The sequence below is a fragment of the Pontimicrobium sp. SW4 genome, from assembly GCF_039954625.1.
Classification (GTDB): domain Bacteria; phylum Bacteroidota; class Bacteroidia; order Flavobacteriales; family Flavobacteriaceae; genus Pontimicrobium.
The window spans coordinates 1,218,332-1,234,813 of record NZ_CP157199.1; the positions used below are offsets into that span (position 1 = coordinate 1,218,332).

14 protein-coding genes are annotated in these 16,482 nt (G+C 31.0%); 9 read left to right on the plus strand and 5 right to left on the minus strand.

Going from position 1 to position 16,482, the window contains the following annotated elements; translation table 11 throughout:
• Positions 1 to 126: 126 nt before the first annotated feature.
• Both katG and ABGB03_RS05870 read left to right on the plus strand, forming a co-directional pair.
• Positions 127 to 2,328 (plus strand): catalase/peroxidase HPI, encoded by a 2,202-nt coding sequence (gene katG, locus ABGB03_RS05865; protein WP_347925640.1) that lies wholly within the window; start codon positions 127 to 129, stop codon positions 2,326 to 2,328.
• 27 nt (positions 2,329 to 2,355) lie between these two features.
• On the plus strand, positions 2,356 to 2,871 hold the full coding sequence (locus ABGB03_RS05870) for an ankyrin repeat domain-containing protein (RefSeq protein WP_347925642.1): 516 nt from the start codon (positions 2,356 to 2,358) through the stop codon (positions 2,869 to 2,871).
• A 71-nt stretch (positions 2,872 to 2,942) separates the two neighbouring features.
• Here the strand turns inward: ABGB03_RS05870 and ABGB03_RS05875 are convergent, their stop codons facing one another.
• Positions 2,943 to 3,581, minus strand: a complete 639-nt coding sequence (locus tag ABGB03_RS05875) for a peroxiredoxin (protein ID WP_347925644.1) — start codon at positions 3,579 to 3,581, stop codon at positions 2,943 to 2,945.
• Between the two features lie 99 nt (positions 3,582 to 3,680).
• Positions 3,681 to 5,174, minus strand: a complete 1,494-nt coding sequence (nhaC, locus tag ABGB03_RS05880) for a Na+/H+ antiporter NhaC (RefSeq protein ID WP_347925645.1) — start codon at positions 5,172 to 5,174, stop codon at positions 3,681 to 3,683.
• A 93-nt stretch (positions 5,175 to 5,267) separates the two neighbouring features.
• Between nhaC and ABGB03_RS05885 the strand changes: the two genes are divergently transcribed.
• The gene (locus ABGB03_RS05885) at positions 5,268 to 6,290 is read left to right on the plus strand and encodes a metal-dependent hydrolase (protein WP_347925647.1); all 1,023 of its coding nucleotides are present in this window, start codon (positions 5,268 to 5,270) and stop codon (positions 6,288 to 6,290) included.
• Here ABGB03_RS05885 and ABGB03_RS05890 read toward each other — a convergent pair.
• Positions 6,283 to 6,915 carry a MarC family protein gene (locus ABGB03_RS05890; protein ID WP_347925648.1) on the minus strand — a complete coding sequence of 211 codons (633 nt, stop codon included), beginning with the start codon at positions 6,913 to 6,915 and terminating at the stop codon, positions 6,283 to 6,285. The genes ABGB03_RS05885 and ABGB03_RS05890 overlap by 8 nt on opposite strands.
• 38 nt (positions 6,916 to 6,953) lie before the next feature.
• On the minus strand, positions 6,954 to 8,153 hold the full coding sequence (locus ABGB03_RS05895; RefSeq protein WP_347925650.1) for an aminotransferase class I/II-fold pyridoxal phosphate-dependent enzyme: 1,200 nt from the start codon (positions 8,151 to 8,153) through the stop codon (positions 6,954 to 6,956).
• A 168-nt stretch (positions 8,154 to 8,321) separates the two neighbouring features.
• On the opposite strand from ABGB03_RS05895, the gene ABGB03_RS05900 reads away from it, so the two are divergent.
• A complete protein-coding gene (locus tag ABGB03_RS05900; RefSeq protein ID WP_347925652.1) occupies positions 8,322 to 8,780 on the plus strand; it encodes an Lrp/AsnC family transcriptional regulator in 459 nt (152 codons plus the stop codon).
• 4 nt (positions 8,781 to 8,784) lie between these two features.
• Entirely contained in the window at positions 8,785 to 9,411 is a 627-nt protein-coding gene (locus ABGB03_RS05905; protein ID WP_347925654.1) for a CPBP family intramembrane glutamic endopeptidase, read from the plus strand.
• Positions 9,412 to 9,554: 143 nt separating this feature from the next.
• Here the strand turns inward: ABGB03_RS05905 and ABGB03_RS05910 are convergent, their stop codons facing one another.
• The gene (locus ABGB03_RS05910) at positions 9,555 to 9,758 is read right to left on the minus strand and encodes a hypothetical protein (RefSeq protein WP_347925656.1); all 204 of its coding nucleotides are present in this window, start codon (positions 9,756 to 9,758) and stop codon (positions 9,555 to 9,557) included.
• Between the two features lie 255 nt (positions 9,759 to 10,013).
• Here ABGB03_RS05910 and ABGB03_RS05915 point away from each other — a divergent pair, with 255 nt between their 5' ends.
• Genes ABGB03_RS05915 through ABGB03_RS05930 form a run of 4 tightly spaced genes read left to right on the plus strand, consistent with a single transcriptional unit; the run spans position 10,014 to position 16,464 of the window.
• A complete protein-coding gene (locus tag ABGB03_RS05915) occupies positions 10,014 to 10,730 on the plus strand; it encodes a hypothetical protein (RefSeq protein ID WP_347925658.1) in 717 nt (238 codons plus the stop codon).
• Positions 10,731 to 10,746: 16 nt separating this feature from the next.
• Positions 10,747 to 13,512, plus strand: coding sequence for a carboxypeptidase-like regulatory domain-containing protein (locus ABGB03_RS05920; protein WP_347925660.1), 2,766 nt, complete (start codon positions 10,747 to 10,749; stop codon positions 13,510 to 13,512).
• A gap of 11 nt (positions 13,513 to 13,523) precedes the next feature.
• Positions 13,524 to 14,717, plus strand: a complete 1,194-nt coding sequence (locus ABGB03_RS05925) for a DUF4249 domain-containing protein (protein WP_347925662.1) — start codon at positions 13,524 to 13,526, stop codon at positions 14,715 to 14,717.
• A 7-nt stretch (positions 14,718 to 14,724) separates the two neighbouring features.
• The gene (locus ABGB03_RS05930; protein WP_347925663.1) at positions 14,725 to 16,464 is read left to right on the plus strand and encodes a hypothetical protein; all 1,740 of its coding nucleotides are present in this window, start codon (positions 14,725 to 14,727) and stop codon (positions 16,462 to 16,464) included.
• Positions 16,465 to 16,482: the final 18 nt, after the last annotated feature.

Here is a 16,482-nt window from a genome sequence, read left to right on the forward strand (position 1 = left end):
TATAGCTTTTTTTTCTGCAATAAATTTTATCGATTTTAATATAGCATATTAAAATGTTTTCGTGTGGAAAGATGAAGAGTATTCTTTAACTTTATAGAATCAGAATTTAATTTAAAAACTTTAACAATGGAAAACAATAAGATGAGTGGAGACATTAATAATTGTCCCTTCCTTAGTGGAACTCAAAAAAACAGTGCTGGTGGCGGAACTAGTAACCGTGATTGGTGGCCTAATGAATTAAAATTAAATATTTTGCGTCAGCATGCATCTAAGTCTAATCCATTAGGTGATGATTTTGATTATGCTAAAGCATTTAGTAGTGTGAATTTTCCTGAACTAAAGAAAGATGTAGTTGATTTAATGACAGATTCTCAAGATTGGTGGCCAGCAGATTATGGACATTATGGACCATTAATGATTCGTATGGCATGGCATAGTGCTGGAACTTACCGTGTTGGTGATGGCAGGGGAGGAGCAAATACAGGGAATCAGCGCTTCGCTCCTTTGAATAGTTGGCCAGACAATGGAAACTTAGATAAGGCTCGTTTATTATTGTGGCCAGTTAAAAAGAAATATGGTAATAAAATTTCTTGGGCAGATTTAATGATTCTTGCAGGAAACTGCGCATTAGAATCTATGGGCTTTAAAACATTTGGTTTTGCTGGAGGTCGAGTTGATGTTTGGGAGCCAGAACAAGATGTTTATTGGGGCTCAGAAACAGGATGGTTAGATAATGATGATCGATATGATACAAGTGATGGTGATTTGGAAGGACATTTGGGAGCTGTGCACATGGGATTAATTTATGTGAACCCTGAAGGTCCTAACGGAAATCCAGATCCATTGAAATCAGCACATGATATTAAAATCACTTTTGGCCGTATGGCCATGAATGATGAAGAAACAGTCGCTTTAGTAGCTGGAGGTCATACGTTTGGAAAAGCTCATGGTGCTGCAGACCCTGATAAATATGTTGGGGCTGAACCTCATGGTGCGTCAATCGAAGAGATGAGTACAGGTTGGAAAAATTCATTTGGAACAGGAGTATTGAATGATACGATAACCAGTGGTTTAGAAGGCCCATGGACTCCAAATCCTATTAAATGGGATCATGATTATTTTGATGTTCTTTTAAATTATGAATGGGAATTAACCAAAAGCCCTGCGGGAGCACATCAATGGACACCAACTGCTGAGTCACATGCTAGAATGGCACCAAAAGCTGGTGACCCTAATGGGAAGCAAGCTTTGATGATGTCAACAGCAGATATGGCTTTAAAAATGGATCCAACATATTTAGAGATTTCTAAGAAATTCCATAAAGACCATAAAGCTTTTGAAGATGCATTTGCAAGAGCATGGTACAAATTAACTCATAGAGATATGGGCCCAATCGATCGTTATTTAGGCCCTGATGTTCCAAAAGAAGAATTATTGTGGCAAGATCCTGTACCAAAAGTAGATTATACATTAAGCCCTTCAGATATTGAGTCGCTAAAAAAAATGATTTTGTCCTCAAGGTTATCTATTTCAGAATTAGTAAGAATAGCTTGGGCTTCTGCTTCGACGTTTAGAGGTTCTGATATGCGAGGTGGAGCTAATGGTGGGCGCATTCGCTTAGAGCCGCAAAGAAGTTGGGAAGTAAATAATCCTGCAGAATTAGACAAAGTATTAAATGTACTAGAAGGTGTTAAAAATGAATTTAGTGGAACAATTTCTATGGCTGACTTAATTGTTTTAGCTGGTACAGCTGCAATTGAAGAAGCTGCTAGAAATGCTGGATATAATGTTACTGTGCCATTTGCTCAAGGTAGAGGAGATGCAACTCAAGAACAAACAGACTTAGAATCGTTTAGTTATTTAGAACCTATAGCAGATGGATTTAGAAATTACATAAAATTTGATTTACAAGTAGCAGCAGAAGATTTGTTGGTGGATCGTGCGAACCTGCTAACACTTTCTATTCCTGAAATGACAGCTTTGGTTGGTGGTTTACGCGTTTTAGGTGCTAATTATGATGGTTCTAACTATGGAGTGTTTACAAATAAGGTGGGAAGCCTTACAAATGATTTTTTTACTAATATATTGGATTTCACGTATACTTGGAGTGCAACTTCTCAAGATGATAGATTTTTTGAAGGTAAAGAGCGTAGAACTGGTAAGGTAAAATTTACCGCAACTAGAGCAGATTTAATTTTTGGTTCAAATACGGAGTTAAGAGCAGTTTGCGAAGTTTATGGAGCTAACGATGGTCAGGGTAAATTTATAAAAGATTTTATTGCAGCTTGGACAAAAGTGATGAATTTAGATCGTTTTGATTTAAAATAAGAGCCAACAATAGTATGAAATTAAGGGATGAGCAGCATAATCTTATCGCTTTGTAGACAAAGATATATGACTAGAGATATTGATCTTTTTTTTGAATCTATTAGAATAGGTGATAAATATAGACTTGAGGCTTTATTGGGAATTAATCCTGGATTAGTTAATACTCGTGATTCACGTGGTTTTACACCACTTATCTTTGCTACATATTTTGAAAATGAAGAAATCACTAACTTTTTAATTGAGAAGAATGCTGATATTAATGCACAAGACAATTCAGGAAATACAGCTTTAATTGGAGTGTGCTTTAAGGGTAATGCAACTATAGTTAATTTATTAATTAAGAAAGGAGCAGATATTAATGCAACTAACAATAATGGATCCACACCATTAATATTTGCAACACTTTATGATAAAGAGAATATTGTTAACTTATTATTAAATGCAGGCGCAAATAAATCTATTAAAGACTTTGAAGGAAAAACAGCTTATGATTATGCTTTGGAGAAAGAATATTGTCATTTTTTAAAACTCTTAAATAGTTAATAAAAATAATTTCCAACAAAAAAGCCACTTCATTTGAAGTGGCTTTTTGCTTATATAGCTATTCATTAACCTTAGTTAACATGCTTTTCTAAAAATTCAGCAGTCGATTTATGATCTGCTTTCATACCTTCAGAACCTTTACTCCAGTTTGCTGGACAAACCTCACCATTTCCCTCAAAGAATTGTAAAGCATCTACCATACGTAATGCTTCATCAACATTTCTTCCTAATGGTAAATCGTTTACTAGTTGGTGGCGAACGGTTCCTTCTTTGTCTATTAAGAATAAACCTCTGTAAGCGATTAATTCACCTTCAGATTGTAACATATCGTTTTCGTCATAATACGTTTCTCCTGCTAAAACGTCATAGTTTGCAGAAATAGTTTTATTTGTATCTGCAACTAAAGGGTATGTAACGCCTTTAATGCCGCCTTGACCTTTTTCCATTTGTAACCATCCAAAATGCGATTGTTCAGTATCGGTTGAAACACCAACTACAGCAACATTTCGAGATTCAAAGTCTGCTAATCTACTTTGAAATGCATGCAATTCTGTTGGGCATACAAACGTAAAGTCTTTCGGATAAAAGAAAAGAACTACATATTTCTTTCCTAAATATTGATCTAATGAAAAGTTTTCAGCAAACTCACAGCCATTTATTACTGCTTGTGCGTTAAATTTTGGAGCTTTTTGCCCTACTAATACTGCCATTTTTTATTGTTTAAGTTTATTTAAATTTTGATGACAAATATACACAACAGTATATGCTAAAAATGGCTTTGCAATTTAAATTTTTTATGAACCAATAGGTTATTCTGATTTTGAAGTAAGCTGCTTTATTTTAATAGAAAAGCCTGCGAAAATCAAGGTCATAAAAGGGCTTATAATGCTAAAGAATGCATAAGGTATATATGCAGTTGCACCAGCATATCCAAAGAGTACTTTAGAGTGATAAGCACCACAAGTATTCCAAGGGACTAATACTGAGGTTACTGTTCCTGAATCTTCTAATGTTCGACTTAAATTTTCTGGAGCTAAACCTCTATCTTCATAAGCCTTTTTAAACATTTTACCAGGAACTACTAAGGCTAAATATTGATCGGATGCTGTTGCGTTTAATGCTAAGCAACTGGCTACTGTACTAGCGAATAAACCAAAAGTAGTAGTCGCTAAACTTAATAAACCTTGTGTAATTCTTGCTAAGGCACCTATCGCATCCATAACACCACCAAATACCATGGCGCAAACGATTAACCAAATGGTACCAAGCATTCCAGCCATTCCTCCAGCAGTAAATAAATCGTTTAATTCTGCACTTGATGTTTCAACTGCGGTATCTACTGTCATGGCATCCATAATCCCTCTGTAAGCTGATTGAAAAGTTAAATTCTCGGCACCAGCAATTTTTACGACAATATCTGGTTGTGCTATTAGAGCAGCTACACCACCAAAAAGTGCACCTAATAACAAGGCAATAAGTGGAGGTGTTTTTTTTACAATCATAACAATAACTAGAACCGGAACCAAAAACAGCCAAGGACTTATATTAAAAGCGCCACTAATGGCATCCAATTTATCTTGGATTTGTGGTGTACCTGTAATATCTAAATTTAATCCTATAATTATAAAAATTAACAACGTAATTACTATTGTTGGAATGGTTGTTAAGGACATGTATTTAATATGCGAAAATAGTTCACCTCCAGCCATTGCTGGGGCTAAGTTTGTGGTGTCGCTTAAAGGAGACATTTTATCTCCAAAATAAGCGCCTGATAATACAGCACCAGCTGTCATACCCATTGAAATCCCTAGTGTTTCACCAATTCCTACTAGCGCAATACCCACTGTTGCAGAGGTTGTCCATGAACTCCCTGTGGCTATAGAAATAATAGCACAAATAACAACACAAGCAGCTAAAAATATGGTTGGATTTAAAATTTGCAATCCATAATATATCATAGTTGGAATTACCCCACTAATCATCCATGTTCCAGCCAATGCACCAACCATCAATAGTATGAGTAACGCTCCTGTGGTAGATTTAACATTTTCGGCAACCTCTTCAAGCATTTGCTTGTAAGACACCTTATTATAAAAACCAACAATTGCCGCAACAGCAGCACCAAGTAGTAAAACAAATTGGTTACTTCCACTTAGAGCATCATCACCATAAACAAAAATATTATATGCAAGCATACCAACTAAAGCAATCACAGGAATAAGTGCTTCCCAAATATTTAGTTCTACGTTTTCAACTATATGCTCATCTTGTGGTTGTCTTGGTTTAATGTCTTGGCTTTTCATAAAAAGTATTGTTAGTTTTTTTGCATTGTAATGTTACGATTTTGCTAAGAGGTTTCCAAATCGATTTTGTTGTGTACATTTGTTGAATTCTAAATGGATTCACTTACACAAATAGTTTTAGGTGCAGCTTGTGGAGAAGCTACTCTTGGTAAAAAAATAGGTAACAAGGCATTGCTCTTTGGTGCTATTGGCGGAACCATTCCAGATTTAGATGTATTTGTTGGTAGATGGATTTACAATAATGAAATTGATATTATGGCCTTTCATAGAGGCTTTATGCACTCTATATTGTTTACTATTATTGGCGCTTTTGTTTTTGGTTGGTTAGTTTTTAAACTATATAATAAAGGTTGTCGTAAGGACACAATAACTCAAAAAGATTGGATTTGGTTGTTCTTTTTATCATTATTCACACATCCTATTTTAGATAGCTTCACGCCTTATGGGACACAGTTGTTTACGCCTTTTTCAAATTATCGAGTAGCTATAAACAATATTTCGGTTGTTGATCCAATGTATACTGTTCCTTTTCTTATTTGTATGATAGTTTTAATGTTTTTTAAAAGGAATGCTTTTAAACGCAAATTATGGTTGAAGCTAGGTTTAGGAATTAGTTCAGTATATATGTTGTTTACACTTATTAATAAAGTATATATAACGTCTATCTACAAGGAGTCTTTACTAATTGAAGAAGTATCATATTTACGGTTTCAAACGCAACCGTCTATATTTAATAATGTTTTATGGTATGGTGTAGCAGAAACTGAAACAGATTATTATGTAGGTTTTTATTCTTTGTTGGATACGTCTTCAAAAGTTGAGACATGGAATAAATTGCCTAAAAATCATCATTTAGCTTCAACAGAAAACAAAGATATAAAGACCTTAGCTTGGTTTAGTAATGGTTATTATAATCTTATTGAAAAAGAGGACGGTGTTTTAAGGTATAATGATTTACGTTACCCTTCGTTTGATCAAAATGATCCTAACAATGCTATTTTTAGTTTTACGATGAAAAAAGAAGGTGAACGATATAATATTTTACCTTTTGATGGTAAGCCTCCTTCTAGCGAAGATTTTTCTTATTTCTGGAAAAGAATAAAAGGGATTAATTAATTATTTCTTGCATAATTGGTTTAAGACCACTAAAAAAGAATTCGACAGCTATAACCATAACAATAAGTCCCATTAACCTCATCATTACATTAATTCCTGTTTCTCCAAGAATTTTAATAATTCGTGATGAACTATAGAGAATAATATACGTAAGAAGTATTACTATTAATACAGCAAAAATTAGAGCTGCTTTTTTTTCAATAGTATTGGCATCCTCCATCATTACTATGGCATTAGTTAAGGCTCCAGGTCCGCAAATCATTGGAATGGCTAGTGGGGTTACAGAAATATCATTAACATAAGTTTTTATTTCGGTCTCTTTTAGTTTTACTTTTCCTAATCTGGCTTGCAGCATATCCATTCCCATTAAAAAAAATATAACACCTCCAACAATTCTAAAACTATTAACAGAAATACCAAAAAAATTAAATAGAACTTGACCAGAAAATGCGAATAGTATTATTGTTATAAAAGATACAATTGATGCTTTTTTTGCAGTTTTTGTTCTATGACTTTGGTCCAAACCTACAGTCATAGTCATAAAAATTGGCATCGTCCCAAAAGGGTTTATCAATGTGAAAAAGGAAGTAAATGATAATATTCCAAATGCAATGATTTCATTCATTTTGCTGCTATTTATTTTTGAAAAAAATAATCTTCTAACTAAAGGATATTAAGTTTTGTCATACATTCTCGCATCATCTTGTAAGTACGCTCAATATCAGCATCTAAGCCAATAGAAAAACGAATTAAGCCATCACTTAAGCCCATGGCTTCTCGTTCTTTATCTGGAATTTCAGATGATGTTGAACTCCCTGGAGCAGAGAATAAGGTCTTATAAAACCCTAAGCTTACAGCTAGGTACCCAAGATTTTTTTCTTGCATCATTTCCATAAGTTCATTGGCTTTGTTAATAGATCCTACATCAATCGTAAGCATACCTCCAAATCCATATTTGTCAAGCATCATACTCTTAAATAATTCATGTGAAGGATGTGATTTTAGTCCTGGATATACTGTTTTTAGACCATCAGCTTCAAATTTTTCAGCTAAATAGGAAGCGTTAAGGCTATGCTGTTGCATTCTAATGTGTAATGTTCTTAAGTTTTTTAGTACTGAAGCAGAACGTAAACTATCCATAGTAGAGCCTAAAAGCATACACGCACCGTCATTCACGTTTCTCAAATCGTCGATAAATTCTTGAGTTCCGCAAATAACACCTGCAACTGTATCTGATGAACCGTTGATGAATTTTGTTAAGCTATGTACTACAATGTCAGCTCCTAATTTAACTGGAGAAATTGATAAAGGAGAGAAAGTATTATCTATTATTAGTTTTAGATTGTGCCTTTGAGCAATTTCAGCTAAACCTTTTATGTCTGCAACTTCTAGTAGAGGATTACTCACAGATTCGCAGTAAATAACCTTAGTGTTTTTAGTTATTGCAGCTTCAACAATATCTAGTTTTGTGATATCTACAAAAGATGTTTCTATATTGAATCGAGGTGCGAAATTCTTTAAAAAAGCATAGGTTCCTCCATAAATAGTTCTGCTTGATATAACATGATCTCCCGAACCGCAAAGTTGCATAATTACTGGAGTTATAGCACCCATTCCAGACGCAGTTACTGTTGCTGTTTCTGTGCCTTCCATAGCAGCAAGGGCTTCTCCAAGATATAAGTTAGAAGGAGAAGAGTGACGTGAGTATAAATAACACCCATCTGCATTTCCTTCGAACGTGTCGAACATCGTTTTTGCAGAAAGAAAGGTATATGTAGACGAGTCTGAAATTGAAGGGTTTACTCCTCCAAATTCCCCAAAATATTGTAAATCTTGTATATTATTTGCGGGTTTAAAAGGCATAGTTATGATGATTTGGTATTTTATGAGGCTGCGAAATTATTAAATTACAGAATAATAATCAACAAAAACTATGTAGTTTAGAAAATAAATCTGCACTACATCGATAAAATTGAATTATTTTAATTATTTTCATTAATATAGTAGATAATACCGAAAAAAATATTGATTATGAAATTTGATGCTATTGATAACAATCTTTTAGAATTATTGCAAGAGGATAGTAAACAAACAAATAAAGAACTATCTAACAAGTTAATGCTTTCTGTTACAGCAGTTTACGAACGTATTAAAAAGCTTGAAAAAGCTGGAGTAATTAAGAAGTATGTAGCTTTAGTAAATAAAGAAAAAATCAATAAATCTTTTGTTGTGTTTTGTAGTATAAAATTGGTGCAACACACAAAGGACTATGTCGTTAAATTTGAAAGAGAAGTTGCAAAGTTAAATGAGGTTGCAGAATGTTATCATATAAGTGGTGATTATGACTATCTATTAAAAATTCTAGTTGAAAACATGGAGGCTTATAGAGAGTTTATGGTAAAAAAACTTACTACTATAGATCATATTGGTAGTACGCATAGTGCATTTATGATTAATGAGGTTAAATACACCACAGCAATAAACGTATAAATGTATGTCTTCTGCTTTTTATAAGCTTTCAGAATTTTTTATAATTTTTATACTCATTCCAATTGCTTTTACACTTCATTTTAATGCTTGGATTAAGATAAGTATTGGGTTAATTGGCTTTGCGTATATTGTTGTATTGCTTATAAGAATTGAAAAACTTAAGCTAAAAATTATTCCAAATTTGAATTGGAAATCTTTCTTTAAAAGGGTGTTTATTCAATTATTACTAATAGTAATATTAACTAGCTTTTTCGTCTTTTTTACTGAAAAAGAAGCATTATTTAATGTGTTGATTGCTAAACCAAAACTCTGGGCTTTAATTCTTTTTATATATAGTTTGTTTTCAGTGTATCCTCAAGAATTAATTTATCGGACGTTTTTCTTTCAGAGATATAAAGAACTAATTAGTAGTGAAATACTTTTTATATTTATTAATGCTATTGTATTTTCTCTTGGACATATTTTTTTTAGAAATACTCTAGTGTTGGTATTGACATTTTTTGGAGGGCTACTTTTTGCATTAACTTATTCTAAAACTAAATCTACACTTTTAGTCAGTATAGAGCATGCTATTTATGGTTGTTGGTTATTTACTGTTGGTATGGGGAATATGCTTGGGTTTCCTTCATGATTTGTGTGGGAATGGGGCAGTAATTAGCCTCTTCACCTTAAAATGCATGGTGCATTAAAGCAAAATTTAGTCTAAAAATAAAGGAATATTTAAATAGAATAGGAGCTAAGCGAATAAAATAGCTCCACACTATAAAGCTTATACTAGCCTACCTTAGTTAAAAGTTTACCGTTTTTATATTCACCAAGAACAATGACATCTTTCGATTTTTCGTATTCTTTAATGGCAAATTCCATTTGCTTTTCGTTGTCTCTTCTTATTTTTATACCAGTTTTAGATCCTCTGTTTCTTATTTCAATGTAAAATCCGTCTCTTAAATCTAAAGGCTTTGTTGCTGGTCTCCCCATGTTTGTAATGTTTTAAAAAATTTATTGATATTTATTAATAGCGTTGCTTTTTAATAAAAATCATAGTTCCACAATATACAATAACTTTCGTCTTGTAAAATAATTGTTGATAAATATTAATTATTATACTATAGTTTATGCATTCTTCTTCAATAAAGTGTAAATATTTGGTGATAAATTTTAACAAAATTTATTTTAAATCTTGTAAGATTTTTCAATAGTATTATTCTATATTTAACGGCTAATTAAATTTTAATGAAAAGTATCCTTTTAACTTTTTTTCTTTCTACTTTCCCAATGGCTTTAACTGTTGCACAAACAAGTGATTTAGAAAAAGAACTATTAGTCTGGTTTGACTCAAAAAATGATATTACTGAGACAAATTTGGTAAACGGTATTGAAGTTTTTGAAACGATACTTGCGTATAAAGATTCACATAAATATTATACATCTCCTTATTTCGTTGAAGGAAATATAAACTATCTAAATCAAGATTATTATAATGTTTTAATGATGTATAATATTTTTGAAGATAATGTAATTGTAAAATTTAATGAAGGAAAGAGAACATCTATTATTCAGCTTTTAAGTAACGAAGTTAAAAGTTTTAGATTGCATAATACACATTTTGAGAGATTAAAGCTCAAAGGAGAAAGTGGTTTTTTTGAGCTAATAGATGTTTATAGTGCTTTTAAGTTGTATAGAAAACATAGCAAGTATACTATTGCAAAAACAAATACAAGAAGCAACACAGTAAGGCATGAATTTGTTAAAGCAAATGATGTTTTTGTAATTGAATATGGCACAAACTATTCAACTATAGAAACCAAGAAAGATTTATATGATTTGTTTCCAAATATTAAAAGTAAAATAAAAAATTTGTTTAATAAAGATGAAGGGGTGCAATTAGCTTGGAGGAATAAAGAAATGAAACATGTTTTTAAACAGATTGAAAATTTATTACAAAATTAATTCTATGTTTTTTTAGATGAAGAAATTTTTACTTTCCATGTTGTTTTGCTTATTTGTTATTGGAGCTAAAGCTCAATCGACTACTGAAACAATATCTATAACTTATGATAATGAAACCATTGAGGAAGTTTTTAGTCGAATTGAAAAACAAACTTCTTATAGATTTTACTTTCACAGTAAATGGTTAGATAATAAAAGAATTTCCGGAAATTATAACAATAAAACAGTTGCATATATAGTTGAAGAGATTCTTAAAACAACAAATTCTAATTTTTATATTACTGATGATAAAAAAATAATTTTAACAGGTAATATTGTAGTATATAATTCTCTTCCAGAAGGTTTTAATAAAAGAAAGAAGTCTTCAGAAATAAAAACTATAGATGCTACAAGTGATGTTCCTGTTTTTTTTGATGAAAAAAAATCAAATAACTCAACACAAATTGAAACTGTAAGAGTAGGTAGAGCAAATAAGACATCAACTAAAAAAGTGTTTACTTTAAGCGGGAGAGTAATAGATTTTGGGGCAGGTACTACACTTTCAAATGTCAGTTTACGTGTAATTGGCACCAGTACTGGAGTAACAACAAATAGCAATGGTTTTTATAGTTTAGAGCTTCCTTTAGGAGAGCATATTTTGGAGATAACCTCTTTAGGCTTTCAAAAAGTACAGAAAAGACTTCTTATTTATAATGATGGGAATTTAGATTTTGAATTGTTTGAAGATTTAGAAGAATTAGATGAAGTTTTAATAGAAGCCGATGTAGATGAAAACACACGAGGAATTATAACTGGATTAACAAAACTTGATGTTAAAAACATTAAAACTATCCCTTTAGTTCTTGGCGAACGAGATATTTTAAAAGTAGCCACAACTTTACCAGGGATTTCAAAAGCTGGAGAAGGATCTTCTGGTTATAATGTTAGAGGAGGAAAAGAAGACCAAAACTTAATACTATTGGATGGAGCAGTTATTTATAATCCAAGTCATTTTTTCGGACTATTTTCAGCGTTAAATCCGTTTAGTATTGGCGAAGTAAATATTTATAAAGGAAATATTCCAGCGGAGTTTGGAGGTAGATTATCCTCTGTATTTGACTTAAAAACAAAAAAAGCAGATAAATCAAAGATTACTGGTGAGGCATCAGTAGGACCTGTAACTAGTAATGTTTCATTAGAAATACCAATTGTTAAGGAAAAGTCATCATTATTAGTAGGAGCAAGAGGAGCTTATTCGAATTGGGTGTTAAAATTATTAGATGATAAAGAAATCAGCAAAAGTAGTGCGTCATTTTATGATTTTATAGCCAAGTATGATCATGAAATTAATGATAAAAATGATTTAAGCGTTACAGGTTATTTTAGCAAGGATAACTTTAGTATTTCATCAGATTCATTATTTAGTTATAAAAATAGATTGGTTTCACTTAAATGGAATACTGAGATTAATAAGAAAAACACTGGTAGCTTACAACTAACGAACAGTAATTATTCTTTTAATATTGAATATGATGGAGAAGCAGTTAATGACTTTAATTTAGGTTATAACTTAAATGAAACAGAGTTAAAGTTAAAAGTCAAGTATTTATATAATAAGAATTTAAGTTTTGATTATGGCGTATCAGGTAAATTATATAATATCAATCCAGGAGAAAAGAAACCAATGGGAAATACTTCAATAGTAGCAACTACTATTATACCAAAAGAAAAAGCTTTAGAAAGTGCCGCATTTATTTCTACAAAATATAATATAACAGATAATTTAGCAGTAAATGCTGGAATTAGATATGTTAATTATACCTTTTTAGGAGAGATAGCTCAACGAACATATATAAAAGACGAGCCCAAATCTACTACTACAATTAAAGACACATTGTATTATAGTAAAAATGAAGTGGTTAAAACTTATGGTGGACCAGAAGCAAGAGTATCTGCAAGATATTTTATTACACCAGATATTTCTATAAAAGCAAGTTATAGTAATATGTACCAATTTATTCATACATTATCTAATAATACAACTGCTTCTCCAATAGATACATGGAAATTATCGGACTTAAATATTGAACCTCAAAAATCTCAACAATATTCACTAGGCTTATTTACAAATTTTAATGATAATCTATACGAAGTAAGCTTAGAAGGTTATTACAAAAACACTAATAATGTATTAGATTATAAAGTTGGTGCGGAATTATTATTGAATTCAACTTTAGAAACCGAAGTTTTGCAAGGTAAAGGAAAGTCGTATGGTTTAGAACTTCTATTAAAAAAGAGTAAAGGAAACTTAAATGGTTGGATTGGTTATACTTACTCACAGTCACTAATAAAGTTAGATAGTCCTTTTCCTGAAGAGGTTATAAATAAAGGAAGATATTTTCCTGCAAATTTTGATAAGCCACATGACTTTAGTTTAGTATCTAATTTTAAGTTTACTAAGCGATTTAGCGCATCAATGAATTTTGTTTATCAAACTGGTCGTCCAGTTACTTATCCCATAGGAAGTTATTACCAAAATGGACAAGAGATAGTAGTTTATAGTGACCGTAATAAATTTAGAATACCTGACTACTATAGATTAGATTTAAGCTTTAATGTAGAAGGAAACCATAAAACAAACAAATTAGCACATAGTTTTTGGAATATTTCAGTGTATAATGTTTTGGGAAGAAACAATCCTTATTCTGTGTTTTTTGTAACAGAAGATGGTGAGATTAATGCGAAGCAAGCATCTATTTTTTCAATACCTATTCCAACAATTACTTATAACTTAAAATTTTAAATATAAGTTTTATGAAATCATATAAACACTGCTTACAAGCATTAATTATTACAATAACAATCTTTCTTGGTAGTTGTGTAGAGCCTTTTGAATATGAGTCTGAAAACTTTGAAAAGCTTATAATAATTAACGCTGTTATTACAGATGAAAACACAGAACAAATAGTAAGTATTACTAATACGACACCAATTGATGAACACTATGTTTCTCCAGAAAATAATGCACAAGTAATTGTAAAAGATGATTTAGGTAATCAATATATGTTCTCAGAACTTGAACCTGGTAAGTATGTTTCGCAAAACCCATTTGCAGCTATTCAAGGAAGAAATTATTCACTGCATGTAGTAACTAGTAATGGTAGAAAATACCATTCTGATGAGATAAGCCTAGTTTCAGGAAAAAAACCAATAAATATTAATCCAATTCGAAGAGTCAATGATCAAGGCATTATAGGCGTAGATATTTTAGTTAGTAGTTTTGATGAAACTAATAACTCTAAGTATTACAGATATGAATATGAGGAAACATATAAAATTATTGCACCAAACTGGAGTCCTTTTGATATAGTCCCTAGCGGATTTGGCTGTGGTGCACCTTTTACTCTAATACCTAAACAAACAGAGCAAAAGGTTTGTTACAACACAACCTTATCCAATTCTATAATACAAACTAACACTATTAGCTTATCTGAAGATAGAGTCGAGGATTTTAGTGTTAGATTTATTCCAATAACCAATTTAATTATTGCGCATAGGTATAGTATATTGGTAAAACAGTATGTACAATCTAGAAATGCTTATGCCTATTACGAAAAGATAAATAAAAGTATACAAGAAGGTAATATTTTTTCTCAAGTGCAAACAGGTTTTGTTCAAGGGAATATGTTTTCAGAGACTGATTCTAACGAAAATGTAATTGGTTTTTTCGAAGTTTCTTCGGTAGTTACCAATAGAGTGTTCTTTAATTTTGAAGATATTTTTCCTGATGAAGAAAAACCAGAAAAAGAATGTATTTTAATTGCACCACCAATTGCGGAAGAAGGTGAATGTAGTTTATTACCCTTTTTAGAAAATTCACAATATAAATATGTTGAGAATAATAGTCCTCAAGGCGAAGGTGAAGGACCATATACAATAACTCAACCTAATTGTGGAGATTGCACTAGAGAAGGAGCAGCAGAAGTCCCAAGTTTTTGGATAGAATAATAGCATCATGAGATTTAAAAATATAATATTAGTTACTAGTTTTGCCTTTCTTAGTATTTATTTAAGAGCACAAACTAATACAGAATTATCGCAATCTAAAACAGATTTCCCAACCGAAAGTGTTTATATACACTATAATTCAACGATATTATTTTCTGGAGAGACATTATATTATAAGTTTTATAGTCTAAACAATTTTTCAAATAAGCTTTCAAACATTAGTAAAGTAGGTTATATAGAATTAGTAGATAAGGATAAGCAAGTAGTTTTTAAGCATAAAATAAGGCTTAATAGAGGACAGGGTTATGGAGATTTCTTATTGCCAAGCGATGTTCCTACTGGAAATTACAAACTAATTGGATACACATTATGGATGAGTAATAACCAAGAAAATAAGTTTTTTGAAGCCGATTTGAAAATTATAAATCCATATAAAGCAATAAACGAAACAACTATAAAAAATGATTCTTTAAGTACAAAGCTTAAGAATGAATTAATAGCCAATTCAACAAAAAATCTCGAATTAAAACTGCAAAAAAAGATTTATAACGTAAGAGATGAAGTGTTATTTAGTATTATTAACGATAAAAAAATATTTAGTAACATTTCAGTTTCTGTTTATAAAGTAAACGAATTAGAAGCATCCCCTTTAATATCTGCTCAAACTTATAGAAAAAAACAATTAAGTAGTATTGACCACAATACTATTTATCAGGAAAAGATTATTGAATTTCCAGAGATTAGAGGAGAAATTATTAAAGGAACCCTTAAAAGTGACACACAGGATGTTTCCAATAAAAAAATTGCGATTTCTATACCAAGCGGAGGATTAATAAATATTGTAAAAACAGACAGTAAAGGAAAGTTTAGTTTGAATGTGAATCAGCACTACAATAGGAATGAATTATATGCTAAGGTATTTGAAAATGATGATGATGATTACAAGCTAGAAATAGAGCCGTTATTTAAAATAGATTATAAAAAACTAAACTTTAAAGAGTTTGTAATATATGAAAGCGAGGTTAAAAAGGTTTTAGAGAGGAGTATTTTTAATCAAATAGATAATGCCTATTTATTTACTAAAACAGATTCAATATTAGTTCAAGGATCGAATTTGCCATTCTATGATTCCTACGATTTAGAATATGATTTGGATAACTATAATAGGTTTTCAGATATGAAAGAAGTGTTTGTAGAAATAATTAATCAAGCACAAATTTATAAAACACAAAACGACAATTTTCAGTTTTCAATTTTAAACCAAAAAGGATCATTCGATAAAAGCATACCACCTTTACTAGTTATAGATGGGATAATTATTAGAGATCCAAATCTTTTGGTTTATTATAATGCTAAGAGCATAAAAACAATAAAAATAATTAGAAGTAAGTACTATTTGGGATCAGATATTTTTAATGGTGTTATCGTTTTTCAGACCATTAATAATGATTTTAATAGAAAGGTTGTTAATTCAATAGCAAATAAGTTTGAATTGTATGATTTAGAAAAAATTAAGCAATATAAAAACACATCTTACGAAGGAAGTTTACTTATTGAAAACAATAGAATCCCAGACTATAGAAAGCAATTGTACTGGAACCCCAATATAAAACTAACTAATAGTTTAAAAGATATAAGCTTTTTTACGTCTGACAATACTGGTGAATTTGAAATTAGAATAGAAGGGTTTACAGAACAAGGAGATCCAGTTTCTTTATCTTCAACTTTTACAGTTATAGAAGAATAATTCTCTTTGTTATTTTCT

Bases quoted from the DNA above. Each gene is read 5' to 3' on its own strand.
- katG (WP_347925640.1), top strand. From the start codon at position 127: ATGGAAAACAATAAGATGAGTGGAGACATTAATAATTGTCCCTTCCTT.
- ABGB03_RS05870 (WP_347925642.1), top strand. From the start codon at position 2,356: ATGAGCAGCATAATCTTATCGCTTTGTAGACAAAGATATATGACTAGA.
- ABGB03_RS05875 (WP_347925644.1), bottom strand. From the start codon at position 3,581: ATGGCAGTATTAGTAGGGCAAAAAGCTCCAAAATTTAACGCACAAGCA.
- nhaC (WP_347925645.1), bottom strand. From the start codon at position 5,174: ATGAAAAGCCAAGACATTAAACCAAGACAACCACAAGATGAGCATATA.
- ABGB03_RS05885 (WP_347925647.1), top strand. From the start codon at position 5,268: ATGGATTCACTTACACAAATAGTTTTAGGTGCAGCTTGTGGAGAAGCT.
- ABGB03_RS05890 (WP_347925648.1), bottom strand. From the start codon at position 6,915: ATGAATGAAATCATTGCATTTGGAATATTATCATTTACTTCCTTTTTC.
- ABGB03_RS05895 (WP_347925650.1), bottom strand. From the start codon at position 8,153: ATGCCTTTTAAACCCGCAAATAATATACAAGATTTACAATATTTTGGG.
- ABGB03_RS05900 (WP_347925652.1), top strand. From the start codon at position 8,322: ATGAAATTTGATGCTATTGATAACAATCTTTTAGAATTATTGCAAGAG.
- ABGB03_RS05905 (WP_347925654.1), top strand. From the start codon at position 8,785: ATGTCTTCTGCTTTTTATAAGCTTTCAGAATTTTTTATAATTTTTATA.
- ABGB03_RS05910 (WP_347925656.1), bottom strand. From the start codon at position 9,758: ATGGGGAGACCAGCAACAAAGCCTTTAGATTTAAGAGACGGATTTTAC.
- ABGB03_RS05915 (WP_347925658.1), top strand. From the start codon at position 10,014: ATGAAAAGTATCCTTTTAACTTTTTTTCTTTCTACTTTCCCAATGGCT.
- ABGB03_RS05920 (WP_347925660.1), top strand. From the start codon at position 10,747: ATGAAGAAATTTTTACTTTCCATGTTGTTTTGCTTATTTGTTATTGGA.
- ABGB03_RS05925 (WP_347925662.1), top strand. From the start codon at position 13,524: ATGAAATCATATAAACACTGCTTACAAGCATTAATTATTACAATAACA.
- ABGB03_RS05930 (WP_347925663.1), top strand. From the start codon at position 14,725: ATGAGATTTAAAAATATAATATTAGTTACTAGTTTTGCCTTTCTTAGT.